Here is a 20,657-nt window from a genome sequence, read left to right on the forward strand (position 1 = left end):
CTCCAGATGTTGAAACATCGGCAAAACTTGGCAAGCCTGAACGCACCTAGGACAGGCAAAAGGGCAAAAAAGCACCAGCAAAAATTCAGACACCGGTATTTCCCGAATGGACGCCCCCTGCGATACGTCTATGATCTTGAGCATCCTCATCCTCAGAAGCCCTGCCGCAGCATGTCCGACCGAAACGCCCTCCCCTCCTCCGCTGCGATTGCGGAAGGGCGCTGGCATGCAGTGGGTCCATGGCTGCGCGACGGCCAGGGCCGGAAGGTGATGATGCGCGGCGTCACGTACGGCCCCTTCAAACCAAACAAATCGGGAATCCCCTGGCCTGAGGATGCCCAGCTCAGAAAGGATGTGGCGCACATCGCGCGGCTGGGGTTCAATACCGTGCGTGTCTATGAAGCTCCCTCGGACCTCCTCCTCGACTGCTGCCGCGAGCACGGTCTGCGCGTGATGGCCTGCGTGCCCTGGACCCAGCATGTGGATTTTTTCAGAGACGGCTTTGCCGCGGCAGATGCCATCGAGCGCATCAGCCGGGAGGCACGCCGCCTCGCTGCCCACCCGGAGGTCGCCGGCATCCTCGTCGGCAATGAAATCGAAAAAACGCTCGTGCGCTGGATGGGACCGGAGCGCGTGTTGCATTTCATCGAGCACCTCATCACCGAAGCGAGAACACAGGCTCCTCGCACACTCATTGGCTATGCCAGCTATCCCTCCACGGAGTATCTGGTGCCACGCAATGCGGACTTCCTGGCGGTCAATGTTTTCCTGGAACGCGCCTCGGTCTTCCGCCGGCATATCCAGCATTTGATGAACCTGGCAGCGGGCCGCCCCCTCATCATTTCCGAATTCGGACTTGATACGGCGTCCCATGGAGAAGCAGCACAGACAGAGGCTTTGCGATGGGAGGAGAAGATCTGTCGCGATGCCGGCGTGGCTGGCAACATCTGGTTCAGCTACACAGATGAATGGCACCGCGGTGGAGAAGAAGTCACCGGATGGGACTTCGGTCTGGTCACACGTGATCGCAAGGAGAAGGAAGCGGCGCGCGAGTTGGCCTCGAGGAAGGCGCTGACGGTTGACTCCCTGCGCGATGTGGTATCCGCGGAACGAGTCTCCGTCATTGTCTGCACACGCAATGGCTCCTCGACACTGGCCTCGTGCCTGGAAGCTCTGGCAAAGCAGACTCACCCCAACTACGAGGTGCTGGTGATTGATGATGGCTCCACGGACACCACACCGCAGATCGCCCGGAGCTACGCTCATGTGCGCTATGTGCGTCAAGATCACGCAGGGCTCAGTGCCGCGAGAAATCTCGGCATGCTGGAGGCCACGGGGACGCTGCTCGCCTACACGGATGACGATTGCATCCCAGACGAAGACTGGCTGGTCTATGCCTGCCATGCGTTTGAGGATCCGCAGGTCGCGGCAGCCGGCGGCCCCAATCTCCCACCACCACCGCGCAATCTCACCGAGGCCTGTGTCGCCGTAGCCCCGGGGGCACCAGCGCACGTGCTGCTGAACGACGAAGAAGCTGAGCACCTGCCAGGATGCAATCTCGTGATTCGCAAATCCGCCCTGCATGCCATCGGGGGGTTCCGCACAGAGTTCACCACGGCGGGTGATGATGTGGATGTCTGCTGGCGGTTGCAGTCGCATGGAGGCAAGCTGCGTTTCGTGCCCGCCGCGCTGGTGTGGCATCACCGGCGCTTCACGGTATCTGCCTACCTGCGGCAACAACGCGGGTACGGCCATGCGGAAGCCATGCTGGTGCGTCGCTATCCACACCGCTTTGCGTGGCTGGGCGGTGCACGGTGGCGCGGCGCCATCTACGGGCATGACAATGCGCCTTCACTCCGCACCGGCGCGCTAATCCGCTTTGGCCGCTTTGGCAACGCGCTTTTCCAAACGCTCTATGCCAACAGCACCGCCAGCCCCTGGGACTGGGTGATGGGCCTGCCCTGGCTGGTACTCTCCACCCTCATGCTGGCCTATGGCCTTGTGTCCGCGACGTTCCTCGGTTCCGTGACGGGCCTGGCGCTGGCGGCGGCGATGACTCTACTCACGATCTATGCCGCGTGGCGACGGGCGCGGCTGCAGCCGCCTCCTGCAGATGCCTCATCACCCGGCAAGAGCCGCTCCCTCCTGTGGATGCTGTGCCTCCTGCAACCCATCATCCGGGACTGGGGACGCCTCAAGGGCATGGTGAAACTGCGCGCTCTGCCCTCCGGGACCACCACCTGGCCCGCAGAGCATTTTTCCCAGCGTCCTTCTTCTCCGCAGAAGCACTGGAGACATGAAGGATTCTGGAATGAGGACGGTGTAGGTCGTGAAGAACTCCTGAGGGCCATGCGCCGGATGACGGTCGTTCAAGGCCTCACATGGCAGGAGACAGGCGACCAAAGCTCCTGTGATGCGGTGCTGATCTCGCCTCAAGGGAGGCGCGTGGGACTGACGACCGTCACGGAATACCATGAGGAAGGCCGGCGCCTCACCCGCATCGCCTACGGAATGCGCAACCTCTGGTGGCTGGACCGTGTGCAGGTGTTCCTCATTGTCGCCGGCGCAGCGAGCCATTTCCTTTTCAAGTTTCCGCACGCATGGCTTCTTGCCGCGCTGCTTCTCATGCTGGCGTGGTGGCGGGCGAATCTCAATGTGCATGCCCTGCACGCCACCCGTGAGCTCATCTATACCGCTGCAGAAGCTTGTGGGCTCATCAAGGACGAGGCTCCTGTGGAGATCTCCGCCAAGCATTTGCATGAGCGCGCCCTTGCCACCGCAGGACAGCCCGGGGAAATGTATCTCAACAAACCATGAAGCCGCTCCTCCTCGCCTCCCTGACAGTGTTGATGATGCTCACTTCCTGCTCAAAACCAAAGGAGGTGGACTACGTGAAACTGAAGATGGTGGACAACATGCTGACCGATCCGGACACCATGAAACCCTTCACGGGTATCTCACGTGACCGGCACCCGGATGGAAAAGTGAAATCCGAATACCCCATCAAAAACGGTGTGTTCCACGGCACGGTGAAGGAATGGTATGCCAATGGCAAACCCTACGCGGAAACAGAGTTTGTGAACGGCGAACGCACGGGCCGCAACATGGAGTGGACAGAGTCCGGACTGCCTTACCAGGAGCGCGTTTACGAGAAGGACCGCATCGTCTCAGAGAAGAAGTTCGAGACGGGGAAGTAGGTGCCATGCAGGTCCATCGGGGCCTTGCAGGTGTCTCTATCTGCACAAACTGCGGAAATAGTCCCGGGCATCTTCTTCGTTGTCGAATTTCCGCCAGTCACCGTAGCCGTCGGTGACCACCCAGCTATCGAGCATGTGGGTGTCGTGGATCGCTGCATGAATCTCCTCCGCAAGCCCGTGCGGCCTGGAGCGCTCAAGGATCACCCGGTTGCCCCTGGAGTCTTCGCCTTCATCTTCGAGAATGTACTTGGCCATAGATAGACTGTGGGGAGGTTTGGAAGACTGCTCAGACAAAATCAGCAACACACGTTTGCTACTACATGGTAAAACCGTGCAGACATTTGTCGACCATGATCTCTTGTTGCCAGAGAGTGTCCAGCACATGGCACCGCTCTCACGTCATCCGTACCTGCTCTGCGCTGGTGAGCGTCAATGCACTGCCATTCGCCAACGTAAGCATGAGGTGACCTTCTTCTGTGAGGTCGGTGGCCATGCCTTCCACTTCACGGCCATCCACACGTGCCTTCACCACATGCCCCAGCAGGCGGCTGCGACGGCGCACTTCATCGATCACAGATCCATACCCCTGTTCCCACAAGGGTAGCAGGCGATCGATTTGTTTCATCAACGCGATGGCGACGACGTTCCGGTCGAGGAGACGGCCATCTCCCATGGCAAGCCTCATGGAGGTGGCGATGTCGCGCAACTCAGGCGGGTACGCGTCCGTGTTCACGTTCAACCCGATGCCGAGCACCATGTAGGCGCCAGTTTCGCCGGTGAAGGTTTCCGCCAGGATGCCGGCACACTTCTTGTCCTGTACAAAGACATCATTGGGCCATTTGATTTCCGGGTGCAGGGATGTGGTTGTCTCGATGGACCTGCAAATTGCGAGGGCCGCCATGGTGGTAAGCCGCGCCCAATGCTCCATGCGCACACTGGGACGCAAGAGGATGGAACAAAGGATATCCTGCCCCGCGGGAGCGCTCCAGCGGTTCTCCCGGCGGCCCCGCCCGGCGGTCTGGGTTTCGGCAAAAATTACCAGCCCGTGTGCATAACCGGCCGCGCCCAACTCACGGGCCAAGTCGCTCGTGGAGGCAATCTCTTCATGCGTTTGTACTTCACCCCCAACGATATGGCCCGCCAAAGCAGCAGAAAGACGGCGCCCCTCAAGTGGCGTAAACGTGGTCTGAAGAGACATTCAACTAATGATGTAAGGCGCTTGCACGTCTTGCAAGCGACAAACTTCCCCTCCAAAGTTCCGCACCTTCCTCAATGCCAGTACGCTTTTTGATCGCCGACGACATGCCAGCCCAACAGAGGCTTATGGCAAATGCAGTGATGTTCCTCGGAGGCGAATCCCGGTTCGCTGCCACGGGACACGAAGCCCTCAGACTCGCTGAGCGAGAACCATTCGATTTTATTCTGATGGACTTGCAGATGCCCCAACTGGGAGGAATCGCCGCTGCGAGCTATCTGCTCCACCAGTGGAGCGGGCAGGCCATCCGGCCGCGCATCATGGCGGTCACCGGGGAAAACCCGGACGACACCTACACCCTTTGCCGGGCTGTAGGCATGGATGGCTTCATCAACAAGCCCTACAGCATGACCTTGCTGAAGAAGAACCTGATCCACCTGCTCACCCAGGGGCATTGCTGGAAAGAAGGTCCCGCCGAGCGGTTGTTGGATCTACGTCAGATCGATGCGGGCATGCGAGGCCGCGATGAGCATTCCATGGCGAAAGCCATCAAGGAAGCCCGGCTCATGCTGTTGACGATGCGCACCCAGTTCAACGAACTGGAGGCGGCTGATCTGGTCACCATGGCAAACTCTGTCGTGCGATTTGCCCACCATCATGGATACGTGCATCTGGCGGCTTCCATGAAGTCACTGGCGACTGCCGCGGAGACAGGCGATGCCCGGGCGCAATTCGCGCTCTTGGTGCGAGAGCATGACCTTTTTGAAGTGGCAAGCCAGGCGGCTCTCGCTTGGTATCGCCAGCCTCAGATGGCCAAATTTGTGGAAGCGGCCTGATTGGGCGTCTGAAGAGGGCAGGTCCTCCTAAGAGTAAAAAACGAAGGCACCGTGTCCTGTGGAACGGCGTTCATTCGTCTTACCTGCGAATCCACCCTATGCGCCGCACGGATTCGCGGTCCCTCTCCTCCACCCATCCCCACCATGGCCACCTTTGAAACTGATGTCTCCTCCTCCACTGTCAGCGGTGATCCGGTGACTGAAATCAAAACCCTCATGGATGAGTGGCGGAAGGCGCTTACCGCCAAAGATCTGGATCGTCTGGCCAGGCACTATGACCCGGAAGTACGATTCTTTGATGCTGTCCCGCCGCACGAACATCGCGGCGCAGATGCCTACCGCCGCACTTGGGAGCAGATGATGCCCTTCCTCCCGCAGGCGCTGGGCTCCGACGTCCGGGAGCTGGAGATCACCGCTGAGGGAAATGTGGCCTTTGCCTCCTGTCTGCAGCGCCTGACGAATCGCGCCACGAACGAAGCCGCCACCTGCGGCTGGGTGCGCGTGACCCTCTGCTTCCAGCGAAGGCAGGGCGAGTGGAAGGTGGTGCACGAACACGTGTCCGTGCCCTTCAATCCCCAGAATGCGCAAGCCGCCTTCGTCAGGGAGCTGTAGACACCGCCCCCATCAATCGGGCTTAGCAGCAGAGCTTCATGACATCCATCACCGGAAAGCAGAGCTCATGCATCCATGCTGCCACCAGTCCGAGGACGCCTGACTTCTCACGGTTGGCGCGCGTCTCCCTGCGATAGACGCTGGGAGTCTTGCCAATCTCGCGGGTGAAGCCTCGCACAAATGCACCGAGACTCTGATAACCCACCGCGTGCGAGATCTGGCCGATCATCATGTTTGATTTGATGAGCATGGAGGCCGCGCGCGCCATCCGCAGTCGACGGATGTACCCGGGAATGGTCTCGCCATGATATCGCCGGAAGAGGCGGCTCAGTTGGAACGGCGTCATATTCACCTCTTGAGCAAGCGCCCTCAAGCTGGGCGGATTCTCAAGGCTGGACTCGATGAGTTCTGCCACGCGTTGCGCTGGGGGTATCTGCGACGGATGCCTGTTGGACATCCGGAAGCATGCGCGATCTGGAATGCATGTCAATTTCGTCGCAAACCCATCTCCGGGCTTCCGGGCTCAGTCCTGCGGCCACTTTTCAATGAGCATGTCCTTTTTCTGGAACACCGAAGGGCCGTCCGCGGGCAGTTCTGGTGACGTCCCGGGCTCAGCACCGAGTATCTCGCGGTGCCACTCCCTGGCCACTTCAGGGTTGGGCGCCTCGTAAACCGTGCCGTCCAAAGCCTCTATGGATGCCACCCAGACGAGCGACGTCACAGGCTGCTCCGGTGTGGTGGAAGGCGCATCCGCGTGGGTGTAGCCCGACTTGAAAGCAGCGACCTGAGATAACGGCAACCAGTCCCCATAGTCCTCCACAACGATCCGATTCCCGTTCACACGGACGGATGTTCGCATATGTCCTATGCGGATCATTTTCATGCGTTAAGCAAGATTCTCCATTGTTGGACACCGGCAATACGAATTTGTCGCACAATCACTAAGATGGACACAAGTGCAATCCGAGACAACGTCAACTGGATGGAGCCGAAAAAGTCACTTTTGATGAGGACGTACAAAGTCGTGCTCCGTTCGTTTGCAGTAGTCCATGTCGATGCCGAAAGCTTCGGCGAGACAGAAACCACCATTGCCTTCTACCGTTCGGGCGCGGTGTCTGCCGAGTACCCGCGTGCCCTGGTGAGGGATGTCTCCCAGATTGAGGATAGGCCCAACAGGCGCAATCACCCGCGCACCTAGTGGTGGTTTCAGCTGCACGTCAGCAGATTACATAGGAACCGCTTTGGGAGCATCGCCTCGATGAGGCGCTGAGTCCCTATAACGAGGCACTCATTCTTCGCCGTGCGTTCACAGAGTTGTTTGACATACAAACGCGCCCGTGTAATTAACCACACAGTTAATTAACTCCTTAGTGAACTACAATGTCTGACCGACTGAGCAATACCTTCGCCGCGCTCGCCGACCCCACGCGCCGGGCGATTCTTGCGCGGCTGGCGTCCGGCGAAGCCTCCGTGAAGGAACTGGCCGAGCCTTTCGACATGACCCCACCGGCCATCACCAAGCACCTCAAGGTGCTGGAGCGCAGTGGCCTGATCGCCCGCTCAAGAGAGGCCCAAAAGCGCCCCTGCCGCCTCAAGCCCAAACCGCTCAAGGAGGCGGTCGACTGGCTGGAGCGCTACCGCGAGCTCTGGGAGGAGCGGCTCGACCGTCTCGACGAGTACCTGCAGCAACTCCAGGCCCAGCCTCACACTCAAGCCACCACCTCCAACGAAAAGGAGAAGCCATCCCATGAATCAGGAAACTAGCACTACCGCCGTAGCCGCTGCCTCCGCGCAGCCATTTGTCATCACCCGCACTCTGAACGCACCCCGCGACCTCGTGTGGAAGGCGTGGACGGAGCCTGAGCGCCTTGCCAAGTGGTGGGGTCCCAAGGGCTGCACTATCAAGGTACACAAGCTCGACCTGCGTCCGGGCGGTATCTTCCACTACACCATGAGTTTTCCGGGCGGTGAAGACATGTGGTGCCGCTTTGACTTCAGAGAAGTCACCGCGCCACAAAGAATCGTGTGGGTGAATTCCTTCTCCGATGCGGACGGCGGCATCACCCGGCCTCCCTTCGAGGATAACTGGCCACTGGAAATCCTGAATGACGTCACTCTCACCGAGGAGAACGGCAAGACGATCCTCACCCTGCACGCCACGCCCATCAATGCCACGGCGGAGGAAGTGGCCATCTTCGACACGAACCGCACGTCCCTCAACCAGGGCTACAGCGGCACCTGGGACCAGCTCGAGGAGTACCTCGCGAGTCTCACCTGACACAAAAATGCTCCACCCCTGAAACTCACAACGCGCAACGACATGACTATCGCGAAATCGCCCTCCCCTTCCGGCGAAGCCCTGCCTTCGCTCACCTTCACCCGCACCTTCGATGCGCCGCGCGCCCTGGTTTGGAAGGTCTGGACCGACCCCGTGCACATGGCCGCCTGGTGGGGACCCCATGACTTCACCAATCCGGTCTGCGAGATGGACGTCCGCCTGGGCGGCACGCTGAAAATCGACATGCGTGCCCCGGACGGCACCGTGTATCCCATGACCGGTGTGTTCAAGGAGATCACCGAGCCCGAGCGTCTGTCCTTCACCTGCACGCCGCTGGATGACAAGGGTGAAGTCATCTTCGAAGAACTCACGACAGTGACCTTCACGGAGAAAGGCGGCAAGACGCTGCTGAACATCGAGGCCCGCATCCTTTGGAAGAAGCCCGAAGCAGATGCCTATCTCCAAGGCATGGAGGAAGGTTGGAGTCAGAGCCTGGTGCGCCTGGGGTCGCAGGTCGCCCGCGCGAAGGTCTCCGTGCCAGCCGAGGCGAACCGCGAACTCATCAACTCACGTTTCTTCAAGGCCCCACGGGAGCTTGTGTTCGAAGCGTGGACGAAGCCGGAGCATGTGGCCCACTGGTATGGCCCGAACGGTTTCACCCTCACCATCCACGAGATGGACGTGCGCCCCGGCGGCATGTGGCGATACATCATGCATGGACCCGACGGCACGGACTACGACAATCGTGTGGTATATGAGGAAATATCACACCCGGAGCGGCTCGTGTACCTGCACGGACACGACAGGGACAACGACCCTGAGGCCTTCCACGTGACCGTGACCTTCGAGGAAGAAGACGGAGGCACCCGCCTCACCATGCGCCTGGTCATGGCGACCGCGGAGCAACGCGAGGCCAGTGTGAAGTTCGGCGCCGTCGAGGGTGGCAACCAGACGCTTTCCCGTCTCGCAGCCTACCTGCCGACGATGGCGAAGTGACATTTGCGTCAATATTCACGCTTCCCGGGAGGAGGAGGCGCGAAGGCAAGCAAAGAATTTTTGCTGCCAATGTCCTTTCAGGGGAGCACCATTCGTCATGGAGGTGAAGATCACACACCAACACTCCGCCTCCGCACGCAATTCTACCACCTCGTCCCCATGATTAAGAAACTGCTCCTCATTCTGCTCGCCCTCCTCGGAATCCTCGTCCTGGTGATCGCCGGGCTGTTCGCCTTCGCCTCCACGAAGCCTGATGATTTCCAGGTCAGCCGCTCCACGACCATCGCCGCTCCTGCGCCTGTGGTCTTTGAGCAGGTGAACAACCTCAAGAAATGGAACGACTGGTCCCCCTGGGCCAAGCGAGACCCGAACATCAAACTGACCTATACCGGCCCCGAAGCAGGCAAGGACGCCACCTATGCCTGGACTGGCAACCATGAGGTTGGCAAAGGCCAGATGACCATCACGAACAGCGTCCCCAATGAAAAGGTGGAGTTCCGGCTGGAGTTCCTGGAACCGTTCGCGGCCACAAACACCGCTGCCTTCAATTTTGCTGCCGAAGGCGACAAAACGAAGGTCACCTGGACCATGGCCGGAAAGAACAACCTGGTAGGCAAGGTGATGTGCACCATCATGGACATGGACAAAATGATCGGCGGCGACTTCGAGGCCGGCCTCAGCTCCATGAAGGCCATTGCTGAAAAGGAAGCGGCATCCGCTCCTGCCTCCTCTGCACCTGTTGCTCCGACCACTCCTGCTCCCGAAGCTGCTCCAGCACCGGCACCCGCGCCCAATTCATAAAAGCCACGCCTTTGCCCGCTCCCTGCAGGCAGAACAAATCCCCACCCCCACCCAGCCATGAGCAGCAAGCGAGCCTCTCTCAGCACCGCACTGGCCATTCGTCCTGTCATCGTTTCACGCGTGATCCCTGCGCCACAAGAAATGGTCTACGAGGCATGGACCCAGGCGGAGCAACTCATGCGCTGGTGGGGTGCCAATGGACTGACCACCCCCGAGTGCAAAATCGATCTGCGTCCCGGCGGCGTCTTTTATTATTGCATGCAATCACCTGATGGCACGGACTATCGGTGCAAGGGTATCTACCAGGAAGTCACCGAGTCTGAGCGGCTGGTATTCACCAACAGCTTCGTCGATGCGAAAGGCGATCCTGCACGGCATCCCGACCTTCCAGACTGGCCACGCGAAACACTGATCCACGTGACCTTCACCCCGCACGAAGATGGCACCCGTATCACACTACAGCAGGCCGTGTCCAAGGCAGACGAGGCGGAGACGGAAGGCTTCGAGCGCGGTCGCGAAGGCGCGCAGGAGTTCTGGGCCATGACCCTGGATTGCCTCGCGGACAACCTGGCGCACGCCTGATGCGCATGCCCGGACATATCCGCTTCATTCATCCCCACACCAAACATCCAACTCAATACCACAACGACTCGCGATATGAACGCCCCTGCCACCACCTCGAAAGCCATGTACTGGACCGGATGGGTCCTGAGCATCCTTCCTCTGCCGCTTATGATTATGGGCGGCATCATGAAAGTAACCAAGAACCCACAAGTCGTGGAGGGGTTCCAGAAAGCCGGACACCCGGTGGACCTCGCCACCCCCATTGGCATCATCGAACTGGTGTGCGTGGCCATCTTTCTATTTCCTCGCACTGCGGTTCTGGGCGCCATCCTGCTGGCGGCATATCTGGGCGGCGCCGTATGCTCCCACGTCCTGAATCAGGATCCGCTCATGAACTCCCTGATGCCTGCCATCTTTGGCGTGGTCCTTTGGTTGGGCCTCTGGCTGCGTGATGCCCGCTTGCGTGCGCTGCTTCCCTTCACCAGCAAGGTGTAAAGCCTGCCATTCATATCGGGACCACTACACCCCATCCCACCATGGCTGCGAAGTTCCAAAAGTTCACCACGCACCTCTGCTATGACAATCAAGCGGAGGAAGCCGTGGCACTCTACACCTCCCTCTTCGAAAACTCGCGGATCAAGCACACGCTCCACTATGGAAAAGATCAGCACGGCCCGGAAGGAAGCGTGCTGGGCATCCTGTTCGAGCTCTGCGGCGTGGAATTCTGGGCCGTGAATGGCGGCCCGTATTTCAAGTTTGAGCAGGGCATGTCCATCTACGTGAAATGCGAGACTCAGGAGGAAATCGACAAGCTCTGGGAAAAGCTCGCGGAAGGGGGCAAGCAGCAGATGTGCGGATGGCTCGTGGACAAGTTTGGCGTGTCCTGGCAGATCGCCCCGGCCGTCGCCGATGAGATGATGCAGGATCCAGATCCCGAGAAAGCCGCGCGGGTGCTTACCGCGATTCTGGAAATGGAGAAGTACGACATCGAAGCCCTGAAGCGTGTCTATGAAGGACGCTCCGCCATCCCTGCTTGAGCCTCGGGAAAAGAGAAGCTCCCCCACCTTCACCGAGGCTGGCTTGAATCGCCTGCGGGCCTCCATGCAAGCTCAGGTGGAAAGCGGCCGCCTGCCCGGCCTCGTCGCGGCAGTAAGCCGCCATGGCGAACTGCATGTGGAGGCCTTCGGCACACAGGATGTGGAAGGCACACGCCCCATGCAGCGGGATACCATCTTCCGCATCGCCTCCCTCACCAAGCCCATCGCCGCCACCGCTGCGATGATGCTGGTGGAGGAGGGAGAACTGGAACTCGACGATGCCGTCGATCCCTGGCTGCCGGAACTGGCAAACCGTCGCGTGCTGAGCTGGCTGGACGGTCCCCTCGACGACACCGTTCCCGCCAAGCGCGCCATCACCCTGCGTGACCTGCTGACCCTGCGCATGGGGCTCGGCCATCTCATGGATGCCTGTCCCGAGTGCTCCATTCTCAAGGTTCTCAATGAGCAGCGGCTCCTCATGGGCTTCCCTGAGCCGCAACTCGTACCCGCTCCAGATGAATGGATGCGCCGCCTTGGTGAAGTGCCGCTGATGCGCCAGCCCGGCGAAGCATGGATGTACGATTTGGCATTCGACGTGCTGGGCGTGCTCATCGCCCGGGTCTCCGGTATGAGTTTCGAGGCCTTTCTGCGTAAACGCATCTTCGAGCCGCTGGGCATGAAGGACACCGCCTTCCATGTGCAACAGGAGAAACTCAATCGCCTGCCTCCTGCCTATGCGGGCGATGAGGAAAGTGGCGGCCTGCGCGTCTTCGATCCCGGAAACGGCGAAAGCCAATGGGCCACAGCACCAGCGTTCGAATCCGGTCGCGGAGGACTGGTCTCCACAGCGGACGACTACCATGCCTTCTGCCAGATGCTGCTGCATCGCGGTAATCACGCAGGCATGCAGCTTCTCACCCCGAAGTCCGTAGCCCTGATGACCAGCGACCAACTCACACCACGGCAACGCGAAGGGAACGAGATGTTCTTCGGCGACCACAGTAGTTGGGGCCTCGGCATGGGTGTCGTCATCAAGAAGACCTCGGAGTCCAAGAGCGTGGGCCGCTTCGGCTGGGCCGGCGGCCTTGGCACCACCGCCTGCACCGATCCCGCGAACGGCCTCATCGGCATTCTCTTTACCCAGCGGTTGATGGATTCACCCGAACCACCGGCAGTGTTCCGGGATTTTGAGGATGGCGTGTATGGGGCGCTTTGAGGAAACACCTTTGCCTACGCCGTATTACTCTTGATGCACGAGGTCTCCGGCATCTCCTATTGGCGCGAGACGTTACGAAGGTGCAGACTCCAGAAGTTGCTCAATGAATTTGTAACGCACGTCCTCCGCTTTCTGTTTTCTAATCTGCAAGGTTCGGTCGTCGAGAAAAATACGAGAAGCAGGAATCCTGATTGGGCGCGGCTTCTCCCATTCAAAGACCGCTCCCTCGTGACTCGTAATGGCAATATCAAGGACCTGATCGAAGTCCGCATCCCACTGGTATTCGACCTGGGGAGGTCCTCCCCTCTGAACGAGATCCACGAAACCATCGGAGTTTCGATCAAAATAGGTGGTGTCAGCCCGACGAGCTTCTTCAAAGACCCCGTCGCCATCCCGGTCATATCGGGTGGCAAGCGTACCTTGGGCAATCGTAGCGACAGCTTCCGATGGTTGAACTTTTGAGGCCGGCGCATTTGTTGCAAGAGCAGCGACAGGCGTCTTCGTCAAAGTTCGACGCGGAGCGCTACAACTGACGACCATGGTGAAGAGAATCGAGGCAACTAATGCTGAGAAACAGGTTCGCATGGCTGCCTCCACCAAGCCCGATGGCCCGTTGTTCGTCAACGCTCTTCGAATCTCCCAAAAGGAGGAGATGAGGGACGCAGCTGGAGAAAATCCTACGTCCCGCGCTTGCCCTCCCGTGCACCATCTACCCCAGCGCCATGGACTATATGTGCAGGGTTGTTCGAAAGGTGAACCTGGGGTCGTTTAGGCTGACTCTACTTGCTGGAAAGACGTGCCCGCCACCTTCGTTTCCCCTCTTTAGGAACGGAGTGGTGCATGTCCGCCGGTTGTCCGTCCTCTTTGTTCTCTCCGTCCCCCGACAAAATTCTCGCCATGCGCTCACCCATGTCGATCCGCAACGCCCCTATTTCACGCACCGCCTTGATCCTGCTGGCCGGCTCGGCCATCGCAGGCAGCGCCACCCTTTCGGCCAAGCCCGGCGAAGAGGAGGCTATCGACCCGAACAAGCCGGTCAGCTACTACAAGCAGATCCGCCCCATCTTCCAAGGGCAGTGCAATGGCTGCCACCAGCCGGCCAAGGCCAAGGGCGACTACATCATGACCGAGTTCCAGCGCCTGCTGAAGGGCGGCGAGAACACCCCGGCCATCGCTCCCGGCAAAGCGGAGGAAAGCTACCTGGTCAAGCTCATCACCCCTGATGGCAAGGGGAAGGCGGAGATGCCGCAAAAGGCTGACCCTCTGCATGAAACGCAGATCGCACTCATCAAGCGCTGGATCTCCGAAGGCGCCAAGGACGACACGCCTGCCTCCGCCCGGCAGGAGTATGACATGGAGCATCCGCCCATCTACGCCCGCGCCCCACTCGTCACCTCCCTCGACTACTCTCCCGATGGCAAGCTCATCGCTGTGGCCGGGTACCATGAAGTCCTGCTGCACAACGCGGACGGCAGTGGCATCGCGGGCCGCCTCGTGGGTCTCTCCGAGCGCGTGCAGAGCGCCCGATTCTCCCCGGATGGTACGAAGCTGGCCGTCGCCGGCGGCAGCCCCGGACGCATGGGTGAAATCCAGGTCTGGGACGTGGCGAAGAAGAAGCTCGACATGAGCGTGAGCATCACCTTCGACACGCTGTATGGCGCAAACTGGAGCCCGGATGGCAAGTTCATCTCCTTCGGCGGCGCGGACAATTCCCTGCGCGTGATCGAGTCTGCCACTGGAAAGCAGGTGGCCTTCAACGGCTCCGCCAATGACTGGGTGCTCGACACCACTTGGGACAAGGACGGCAAGCACGTCATCGGCGCCAGCCGCGACATGTCTGCCAAGCTCACCGAGGTGGAGACCCAGCGCTTCGTGGACAACATCACGAGCATCACCCCCGGCGCGCTCAAGGGCGGCATGCACGCGGTGACCCGCCACCCGAGCAAGAATGAAATCCTGGTGGGCGGTGCCGACGGTGTGCCTCAGATCTACCGCATCTTCCGCGAGACGGTTCGCCGCATCGGTGACAACGCGAACCTCATTCGCAAGTTCCCCGCGATGGAAGGCCGCATCTTTGCCGGGGACTATTCGCCCGATGGCAAGGTCATCGCCACCGCCAGCGCCTACCACGGCAAGGGCGGCGTGAACTTCTACAGCGCCGAGTTCGACTCGACCATCCCCGCAGACCTGAAGAAGATTCTCGAGCAGGTGGGCAGCGCGAAGAACCCCGAAGTGGAGAAGTGGGTGACCAAGGACGTGAAGCTCATCCGTAGCATCCCCTTTGAAAAGGGTGGTGTGTATGCCCTGAGCTACAGCCCAGATGGCAAGACCGTGGCCGTAGCCGGTGACGAAGGCGTGGTGCGCCTCATCGATGCCGCCAGCGGCAACATCACCAAGGAATTCGTGAGCGTGCCCATCGCGGATGCCGCCACCCTGGCCAAGCGCGCGCCGGACACGCACGACGCCATCGCCCGCAGCAATGTGGAAAAGGCCCTCGCCAAGGAAGAACTCGCGCCGGGTGCGAAGATTGCCTCCATTGAAGTGACGCCCCGCCAGATCAAACTTGGCAAGCCCACCGAGTACTCGCAGATCCTTGTCTCCGCCAAGCTCGCGGACGGCACCTATGCCGACGTGACCCGCATGGTGAAATTCACCCAGCAGGGCATCAAGACGGAGATCTCGCCTCGCGGTCTCGTGCGTCCCAAGGCGGATGGCAAGGGAGCGCTGATGATCGCCATCGGTTCCCATCAGGCGGAAGTGCCGGTGGAAATCACGGGCATGAACACCGCGTTCAACCCGGACTATGTGCGGGACGTGATGCCGGTGCTGGCCAAGGCAGGCTGCAACATGGGCACCTGCCACGGCTCGAAGGACGGCAAGAACGGCTTCCAGCTTTCCCTGCGCGGTTATGACCCGGTATATGACGTCACTGCCTTCACCGAAGAACTCTGGGGCCGCCGCGCGAATGTCGCCGCACCCACCCACAGCCTCATGCTGCTGAAGGCCAGCGGCTCCGTACCGCATGAAGGTGGACAGGTCACCGTGCCCGGCGAGCTGTACTATGAAACCATCAAGGCATGGATTCAGAACGGCACCACCTTCAATGAAGCGTCTCCCCGCGTGACCCGCATTGAAGTGTTCCCGAAGAACCCTGTGCTGGAAGTCATCGGCTCGAAGCAGCAGATGCGCGTGATGGCCACCTACGCGGATGGCATCACCAAGGATGTGACCGCCGAAGCCTTCATCGAGTCCGGCAACATGGAAGTCGCCGAAGCAGACAAGCACGGTCTCGTGACCACGGTGCGCCGCGGTGAGGCTCCGATGCTGGCCCGCTTTGAAGGTGCCTATGCCGCCACCACGGTGACCGTGATGGGTGACCGCTCCGGCTTCGCCTGGGTGGAGCCGCCGAAGTTCAACAAGATCGATGAATTCGTCTCCGTGAAGTGGAAGCGCATGAAGATCCAGCCCTCGGATCTGTGCTCGGATACGGAGTTCATCCGCCGCGTGCACCTCGATCTCACCGGCCTGCCTCCTTCAGCCGAAGATGTGCGCGCCTTCATCGCCGATCCCGCGGAACAGAAGGTGAAGCGCGATGCCCTGGTGGACAAGCTCATCGCCAGCCCGGCCTTCGTGGACCAGTGGAGCAACAAGTGGGCGGACATGCTGCAGGTGAACAGCAAGTTCCTCGGCGACGAAGGCGCAAAGCTCTTCCGCGAGTGGATCCGCGCGCAGATCGCGGACAACACTCCTTACGACAAGTTCGTCTACACCATCCTGACGGCGAAAGGTTCTACCAAGGACAATCCCGCGGCCAACTACTACAAGATCCTGCGTACGCCCGAGGAGACGATGGAGAACACCACGCACCTCTTCCTGGCCACGCGCTTCAACTGCAACAAGTGCCACGACCACCCCTTCGAGCGCTGGAACCAGAACCAGTATTATGAGACCTCCGCCTTCTTCTCGCAGGTGGGCCTCGCCAATGACCCGCAGAGCGGAGGCAAGACCATCGGCGGCACGGCCGTGGAAGGCGCGAAGCCGCTGTATGAAATCGTGAGCGACACGGGCAAGGGTGAAGTGATCCACCAGCGCACGAACAAGGAGACACCTCCGCAGTTCCCCTACACTGCCAAGTTCGAAACCAAGGATGATGCGCCGCGCCGTGAAAAGCTGGCTGCCTGGATGACCAGCGCGGATAACCAGTACTTTGCCATGAGCTATGCAAACCGCCTCTGGGGCTACCTCACCGGCACTGGTGTGATCGAGCCACTGGATGACATCCGCGCCGGCAACCCTCCGAGCAATCCGGAACTGCTCACCTATCTGACGCAGGAGTTCGTGAACAGCGGCTTCAATGCGCGCCACCTCATGCAACTCATCTGCAAGTCCCGCACCTACCAGCTCAGCGTGGCCGGCAACAAGTGGAACTACGATGACAAGATCAACTACAGCCACGCCAAAGCCCGCCGCCTGAGCGCGGAAGCATTGTATGACAGCATCTACGCGGTCACCGGTGCCGTGAGCAAGATCCCCGGCGTGCAGCCAGGCACACGTGCCGCACAGCTTGCGGACTCCCAGACGAAACTCACCGATGGCTTCCTGAACAACTTCGGCCGCCCCGCCCGTGAAAGCGCCTGCGAATGCGAGCGCAGCAACGACGTGCAACTGGGACCTGTGATGGCCCTCATCAGCGGACCCACTGTGGGAGATGCCATCAGCGATCCGGGCAACGCGATTGCGAAGATGACCAAGGAGATCACCGATGACCGCAAGCTCGTCTCGGAAATCTTCCTCCGTGTGCTCAACCGCCTGCCGAATGACAAGGAGATCGATGCCGCGCTGGAAAGCATGGCCGGCATGGACGCCGAGCACAAGACACTGACCGCCGAGTGGGCCGCGACAGAGGTGAAGAACGCCCCGGTCATTGCCAAGGCGGAACAGGATCGAGCCACCAAGATCACTGGCTCCCAAAAGGAGCTGGATGATTACAAGGTGAAGGTCGCACCCGAAAACAAGAAGAAGGAAGACGCCCGCATCGCCGCCATCAAGAAGGCCGAGGCCGGAGTCGCCACCGCTGCGAAGACGCTTCCGGATCAGCAGATGCGCTGGGAACCCTACGTGGACGTGAGCACCGAGTGGACCCCGCTTGAGCTCGAAGTCGTGCGAGCGGATGGCGTGCAGAAGCTGGAGAAGCAGCCGGACGGCTCCCTGCTCGCCACCGGTTTCCCCGAAGGCCAGCAGAAAAACGGCAACTATCAGGTGCGCGCGAAGACCCAGCTCACTGGCATCACTGCCTTCAAGCTGGAACTGCTGCCGCATGACAGCCTTCCGAATAACGGCCCAGGCCTTGCGCCCGATGGCAACTTCGTGCTGAGCGAGTTCATTGTGCAGCAGACCGCCATCGACAAGAAGCGTCCGAAGCGCCGCGAAGGCGCGCTCACGTTGGTCAATCCGAAGGCGGACTTTGTGCAGAAGGATTTCTCACCCTCCCTGCTCCTGAAGACCGGCAATCGTGACAAGGGCTGGGCCGTTTCTCCGGACACGGGCTATCGCCATGAACTCACGCTGGAACTCAAGGAACCAGCAGGACTCGAAGGCGGCGCGATGTTCACCTTCAACCTGGTGCAGAACTTCCAGAACAGCGGCAAGTACCTCATCGGTCGCTTCCGCATCTCTGCCACCACCAGCAAGATGGTGCGCTTCGGCGCTTCCCAAGCAGTGATTGCGGCGCTGAATACTGCCGCTGACAAACGCACCAAGGAACAGAAGGACCTGCTGGCCGCGGAATTCGCCAATCAACAGCGTGGATTCCAGGACACGAAGAAGACCCTGGCTGTGGCAAAGAAGCCCCTGCCCATCGACCAGAACCTCGTAGCGCTGGAGCAGAAACTCGCGGACGCCCAGCTTCCCATCGCGCTCGACCAGAAGCTTGTGCAGCTCCGTCGTGACGCGGAACTCAGCAAGACCCAGATGGCCAACCGCCGCCTCACTGCGGCACAAGACCTGACGTGGGCGCTGATCAACTCACCTGCGTTCTTGTTCAACTACTAGAGATCGATTAAACTCAACACGAAATAATCCAGGAGGACACAAGCTCATGTTCAGACTACCCGGACACTTGGCCAAAGACCTGTGCGACTCGCACCTCGGCAGCACGCGGCGTGACTTCCTGCGCGTCGGTGGCGCAGGCATGATTGGTCTCACCTTGAACAACATCTTCCGCGCCCAAGCGGCAGCCGCTGGCAGCAGCGCCGCTGGATCGCCCGGCTGGGGCAAGGCGAAGAACATGGTGATGATCTACCTGCAGGGTGGTCCGAGCCATATCGACCTCTGGGACCCCAAGGAGAATGTGCCGGACAAGGTGCGCAGCGCCTTCAAGTCCATCCCCACCAAGATCCCTGGCCACAACTTCACGGAGATCCTGCCGAAGCTCGCGAAGGTGAACGACAAGTTCACCATGATCAATTCCATGAGCTACACGCCGAATGGTCTCTTCAACCACACGGCGGCCATCTACCAAATCATGACCGGATACACCACGGACAAGGTGTCTCCCTCCGGCCAGCTTGAGCCGCCGAATGCGAAGGACTATCCGAACTTCGGCTCAAACATCATCCGCCTCCGTCCCATGGACGAGCCGATGCTTCCTTTCGTAATGCTGCCGCGTCCGCTGCAGGAATCGAACGTCATCGGCAAGGGCGGTACTGCCGGCTTCCTGGGCAAGAGCTTCGACCCCTACACGCTCTATCCGGATGGCGATGACATGGACATGGACAAGATGAGCCGCATCAAGATCGATGACTTGCAGCTCCGTCCCGACCTTTTCTCCGTGCGCCTCCAGCGCCGCGCCAAGCTGCGCAACCTCATCAACGACCAGATGCCTGCCATCGAGGCCGCGGTGAAGGACATGAGCCTGGATGACTACTACAGCCGCGCGCTGAACCTCATCGCCAGCGGTCGTGCCCGTGATGCCTTTGCCCTGAGCCAGGAGCCCGATGCCCTGCGCGATGCCTATGGCCGCAACACCTTCGGTCAAAGCTTGCTGCTCGCCCGTCGTCTGGTGGAAGCTGGCACCCGCGTGGTGGAAGTCATCTGGCCCAAGGTGGCGAACTCGGACAACCATTCCTGGGACCATCACGTGGGCCTCACGGACCGCATGAAGACCCGTTCGGGCCCCATGCTGGACTCCGGTCTGAGCGCCTTCTTCGCGGACATGGACAGCCGTGGTCTGCTGGATGAAACGCTCGTGGTGGCGATTGGTGAATTCGGTCGCAGCCCCGAAAAGGGCGTGAGCACCAGCGGCAACGGCAACAGCGCCGACGGCCGCGACCACTGGCCCTACTGCTACACCAGCATCGTGGCCGGCGCCGGCATCAAGCGCGGCTACATCCACGGCAAGTCGGACAAGACCGCCTCCGCTCCTGCGGAGAACCCGGTGCACCCCGCCGAATTGCTCGCGACCATCTACCACTCCTTCGGCATCGATCCGGAGACGATTGTGCACAACCACCTCAACCAACCTCGCGAACTCGTGAAGGCGAAGGCGGTGACGCAGTTGTTTGCGTAAGCGGGGAGAGAGAAGTAAGTTTTACACGAGAAGGCGGAGCGCGATGCTCCGCCTTTTTCATGTCGTAGCCGGACGCAGCCCTGGGAGCGCTGGCCTCTGGCCGGCGTATTGACTCGTGACGATCTTCTCGCGTCCAGCACTGCATAACGAGGCCACTAATTTGGAGTACTGGAGCTTGCTCCAGCTTTCGGGAGCTGAGCTTGCTCAGCGTGAAGCCATCCAATACGCGCTACGTCTTGGAGGATTGTCGTGTCCCTCCATAACTTCACGGCAGCAAGCTGCCTGCGGAAAGCTGGAGCAAGCTCCAGCACTTGTATGTTCCATTTGTCTGTTGGTCTGCCGGTGATGAACTGGTAGA

At 60.3% G+C, this 20,657-nt stretch carries 20 protein-coding genes; 15 read left to right on the plus strand and 5 right to left on the minus strand.

From position 1 onward, the window contains the following. The first annotated feature begins 171 nt into the window (after positions 1 to 171). A complete protein-coding gene (locus tag DES53_RS30225) occupies positions 172 to 2,817 on the plus strand; it encodes a glycosyltransferase (protein WP_170157547.1) in 2,646 nt (881 codons plus the stop codon). Continuing rightward, the gene (locus tag DES53_RS30230; RefSeq protein ID WP_113962073.1) at positions 2,814 to 3,197 is read left to right on the plus strand and encodes a toxin-antitoxin system YwqK family antitoxin; all 384 of its coding nucleotides are present in this window, start codon (positions 2,814 to 2,816) and stop codon (positions 3,195 to 3,197) included. Before DES53_RS30225 ends, DES53_RS30230 begins: the two co-directional genes overlap by 4 nt. A 36-nt stretch (positions 3,198 to 3,233) precedes the next feature. Here DES53_RS30230 and DES53_RS30235 read toward each other — a convergent pair whose 3' ends face one another. Together DES53_RS30235 and DES53_RS30240 are read right to left on the minus strand one after the other, a co-directional pair. Next, on the minus strand, positions 3,234 to 3,452 hold the full coding sequence (locus tag DES53_RS30235) for a hypothetical protein (RefSeq protein ID WP_113962074.1): 219 nt from the start codon (positions 3,450 to 3,452) through the stop codon (positions 3,234 to 3,236). A 139-nt stretch (positions 3,453 to 3,591) separates the two neighbouring features. Further along, entirely contained in the window at positions 3,592 to 4,395 is an 804-nt protein-coding gene (locus tag DES53_RS30240; protein ID WP_113962075.1) for a biotin--[acetyl-CoA-carboxylase] ligase, read from the minus strand. Positions 4,396 to 4,469: 74 nt separating this feature from the next. On the opposite strand from DES53_RS30240, the gene DES53_RS30245 reads away from it, so the two are divergent. Then, complete coding sequence (locus DES53_RS30245; protein ID WP_113962076.1) at positions 4,470 to 5,228, plus strand: response regulator; 759 nt, start codon at positions 4,470 to 4,472, stop codon at positions 5,226 to 5,228. Positions 5,229 to 5,372: 144 nt separating this feature from the next. Further along, positions 5,373 to 5,840 (plus strand): YybH family protein, encoded by a 468-nt coding sequence (locus DES53_RS30250; protein ID WP_113962077.1) that lies wholly within the window; start codon positions 5,373 to 5,375, stop codon positions 5,838 to 5,840. Positions 5,841 to 5,862: 22 nt separating this feature from the next. Here the strand turns inward: DES53_RS30250 and DES53_RS30255 are convergent, their stop codons facing one another. Then, positions 5,863 to 6,255 carry a helix-turn-helix transcriptional regulator gene (locus tag DES53_RS30255; RefSeq protein ID WP_170157548.1) on the minus strand — a complete coding sequence of 131 codons (393 nt, stop codon included), beginning with the start codon at positions 6,253 to 6,255 and terminating at the stop codon, positions 5,863 to 5,865. Between the two features lie 108 nt (positions 6,256 to 6,363). Continuing rightward, positions 6,364 to 6,699, minus strand: coding sequence for a hypothetical protein (locus tag DES53_RS30260; protein ID WP_147263722.1), 336 nt, complete (start codon positions 6,697 to 6,699; stop codon positions 6,364 to 6,366). Positions 6,700 to 6,864: 165 nt separating this feature from the next. Here DES53_RS30260 and DES53_RS33355 point away from each other — a divergent pair, with 165 nt between their 5' ends. The 9 genes from DES53_RS33355 to DES53_RS30305 all read left to right on the plus strand — a co-directional run bounded on the left by DES53_RS33355 (position 6,865) and on the right by DES53_RS30305 (position 12,732). Beyond that, positions 6,865 to 7,038 carry a hypothetical protein gene (locus DES53_RS33355; protein WP_170157549.1) on the plus strand — a complete coding sequence of 58 codons (174 nt, stop codon included), beginning with the start codon at positions 6,865 to 6,867 and terminating at the stop codon, positions 7,036 to 7,038. A 182-nt stretch (positions 7,039 to 7,220) separates the two neighbouring features. Beyond that, on the plus strand, positions 7,221 to 7,604 hold the full coding sequence (locus tag DES53_RS30270; RefSeq protein ID WP_113962081.1) for an ArsR/SmtB family transcription factor: 384 nt from the start codon (positions 7,221 to 7,223) through the stop codon (positions 7,602 to 7,604). Next, positions 7,588 to 8,118, plus strand: a complete 531-nt coding sequence (locus DES53_RS30275) for an SRPBCC family protein (RefSeq protein WP_113962082.1) — start codon at positions 7,588 to 7,590, stop codon at positions 8,116 to 8,118. Before DES53_RS30270 ends, DES53_RS30275 begins: the two co-directional genes overlap by 17 nt. 42 nt (positions 8,119 to 8,160) lie before the next feature. Then, positions 8,161 to 9,114: an SRPBCC family protein gene (locus DES53_RS30280; RefSeq protein WP_113962083.1), complete on the plus strand. Its 954-nt coding sequence runs from the start codon at positions 8,161 to 8,163 to the stop codon at positions 9,112 to 9,114. A gap of 159 nt (positions 9,115 to 9,273) precedes the next feature. Beyond that, a complete protein-coding gene (locus DES53_RS30285; protein WP_113962094.1) occupies positions 9,274 to 9,915 on the plus strand; it encodes an SRPBCC family protein in 642 nt (213 codons plus the stop codon). A 57-nt stretch (positions 9,916 to 9,972) separates the two neighbouring features. Beyond that, on the plus strand, positions 9,973 to 10,497 hold the full coding sequence (locus DES53_RS30290) for an SRPBCC family protein (RefSeq protein WP_113962084.1): 525 nt from the start codon (positions 9,973 to 9,975) through the stop codon (positions 10,495 to 10,497). A gap of 75 nt (positions 10,498 to 10,572) precedes the next feature. Then, complete coding sequence (locus tag DES53_RS30295) at positions 10,573 to 10,974, plus strand: DoxX family protein (protein WP_113962085.1); 402 nt, start codon at positions 10,573 to 10,575, stop codon at positions 10,972 to 10,974. Positions 10,975 to 11,015: 41 nt separating this feature from the next. Further along, positions 11,016 to 11,516, plus strand: coding sequence for a VOC family protein (locus DES53_RS30300; protein WP_113962086.1), 501 nt, complete (start codon positions 11,016 to 11,018; stop codon positions 11,514 to 11,516). After that, the gene (locus tag DES53_RS30305) at positions 11,488 to 12,732 is read left to right on the plus strand and encodes a serine hydrolase domain-containing protein (RefSeq protein WP_211325743.1); all 1,245 of its coding nucleotides are present in this window, start codon (positions 11,488 to 11,490) and stop codon (positions 12,730 to 12,732) included. Before DES53_RS30300 ends, DES53_RS30305 begins: the two co-directional genes overlap by 29 nt. A 72-nt stretch (positions 12,733 to 12,804) precedes the next feature. On the opposite strand, the gene DES53_RS32655 is transcribed toward DES53_RS30305, so the two are convergent. Then, positions 12,805 to 13,317 carry a hypothetical protein gene (locus tag DES53_RS32655; protein ID WP_147263723.1) on the minus strand — a complete coding sequence of 171 codons (513 nt, stop codon included), beginning with the start codon at positions 13,315 to 13,317 and terminating at the stop codon, positions 12,805 to 12,807. A 324-nt stretch (positions 13,318 to 13,641) separates the two neighbouring features. Here DES53_RS32655 and DES53_RS30315 point away from each other — a divergent pair, with 324 nt between their 5' ends. Next, on the plus strand, positions 13,642 to 18,783 hold the full coding sequence (locus DES53_RS30315; protein WP_113962088.1) for a DUF1549 domain-containing protein: 5,142 nt from the start codon (positions 13,642 to 13,644) through the stop codon (positions 18,781 to 18,783). 46 nt (positions 18,784 to 18,829) lie between these two features. Continuing rightward, positions 18,830 to 20,299 carry a DUF1501 domain-containing protein gene (locus tag DES53_RS30320; protein WP_113962089.1) on the plus strand — a complete coding sequence of 490 codons (1,470 nt, stop codon included), beginning with the start codon at positions 18,830 to 18,832 and terminating at the stop codon, positions 20,297 to 20,299. Positions 20,300 to 20,657: the final 358 nt, after the last annotated feature.

This window comes from Roseimicrobium gellanilyticum, from assembly GCF_003315205.1.
Lineage (GTDB): Bacteria > Verrucomicrobiota > Verrucomicrobiia > Verrucomicrobiales > Verrucomicrobiaceae > Roseimicrobium > Roseimicrobium gellanilyticum.

Excerpts from the sequence above, each read along its gene's own strand:
- DES53_RS30320 (WP_113962089.1), top strand. The coding sequence starts at position 18,830 with ATGTTCAGACTACCCGGACACTTGGCCAAAGACCTGTGCGACTCGCAC.
- DES53_RS30240 (WP_113962075.1), bottom strand. The coding sequence starts at position 4,395 with ATGTCTCTTCAGACCACGTTTACGCCACTTGAGGGGCGCCGTCTTTCT.
- DES53_RS32655 (WP_147263723.1), bottom strand. The coding sequence starts at position 13,317 with ATGCGAACCTGTTTCTCAGCATTAGTTGCCTCGATTCTCTTCACCATG.
- DES53_RS30280 (WP_113962083.1), top strand. The coding sequence starts at position 8,161 with ATGACTATCGCGAAATCGCCCTCCCCTTCCGGCGAAGCCCTGCCTTCG.
- DES53_RS30225 (WP_170157547.1), top strand. The coding sequence starts at position 172 with ATGTCCGACCGAAACGCCCTCCCCTCCTCCGCTGCGATTGCGGAAGGG.
- DES53_RS30245 (WP_113962076.1), top strand. The coding sequence starts at position 4,470 with ATGCCAGTACGCTTTTTGATCGCCGACGACATGCCAGCCCAACAGAGG.
- DES53_RS30300 (WP_113962086.1), top strand. The coding sequence starts at position 11,016 with ATGGCTGCGAAGTTCCAAAAGTTCACCACGCACCTCTGCTATGACAAT.
- DES53_RS30315 (WP_113962088.1), top strand. The coding sequence starts at position 13,642 with ATGTCGATCCGCAACGCCCCTATTTCACGCACCGCCTTGATCCTGCTG.
- DES53_RS30290 (WP_113962084.1), top strand. The coding sequence starts at position 9,973 with ATGAGCAGCAAGCGAGCCTCTCTCAGCACCGCACTGGCCATTCGTCCT.
- DES53_RS30235 (WP_113962074.1), bottom strand. The coding sequence starts at position 3,452 with ATGGCCAAGTACATTCTCGAAGATGAAGGCGAAGACTCCAGGGGCAAC.
- DES53_RS30285 (WP_113962094.1), top strand. The coding sequence starts at position 9,274 with ATGATTAAGAAACTGCTCCTCATTCTGCTCGCCCTCCTCGGAATCCTC.
- DES53_RS30295 (WP_113962085.1), top strand. The coding sequence starts at position 10,573 with ATGAACGCCCCTGCCACCACCTCGAAAGCCATGTACTGGACCGGATGG.
- DES53_RS30230 (WP_113962073.1), top strand. The coding sequence starts at position 2,814 with ATGAAGCCGCTCCTCCTCGCCTCCCTGACAGTGTTGATGATGCTCACT.
- DES53_RS30275 (WP_113962082.1), top strand. The coding sequence starts at position 7,588 with ATGAATCAGGAAACTAGCACTACCGCCGTAGCCGCTGCCTCCGCGCAG.
- DES53_RS30305 (WP_211325743.1), top strand. The coding sequence starts at position 11,488 with ATGAAGGACGCTCCGCCATCCCTGCTTGAGCCTCGGGAAAAGAGAAGC.
- DES53_RS30260 (WP_147263722.1), bottom strand. The coding sequence starts at position 6,699 with ATGCGAACATCCGTCCGTGTGAACGGGAATCGGATCGTTGTGGAGGAC.
- DES53_RS30270 (WP_113962081.1), top strand. The coding sequence starts at position 7,221 with ATGTCTGACCGACTGAGCAATACCTTCGCCGCGCTCGCCGACCCCACG.
- DES53_RS30250 (WP_113962077.1), top strand. The coding sequence starts at position 5,373 with ATGGCCACCTTTGAAACTGATGTCTCCTCCTCCACTGTCAGCGGTGAT.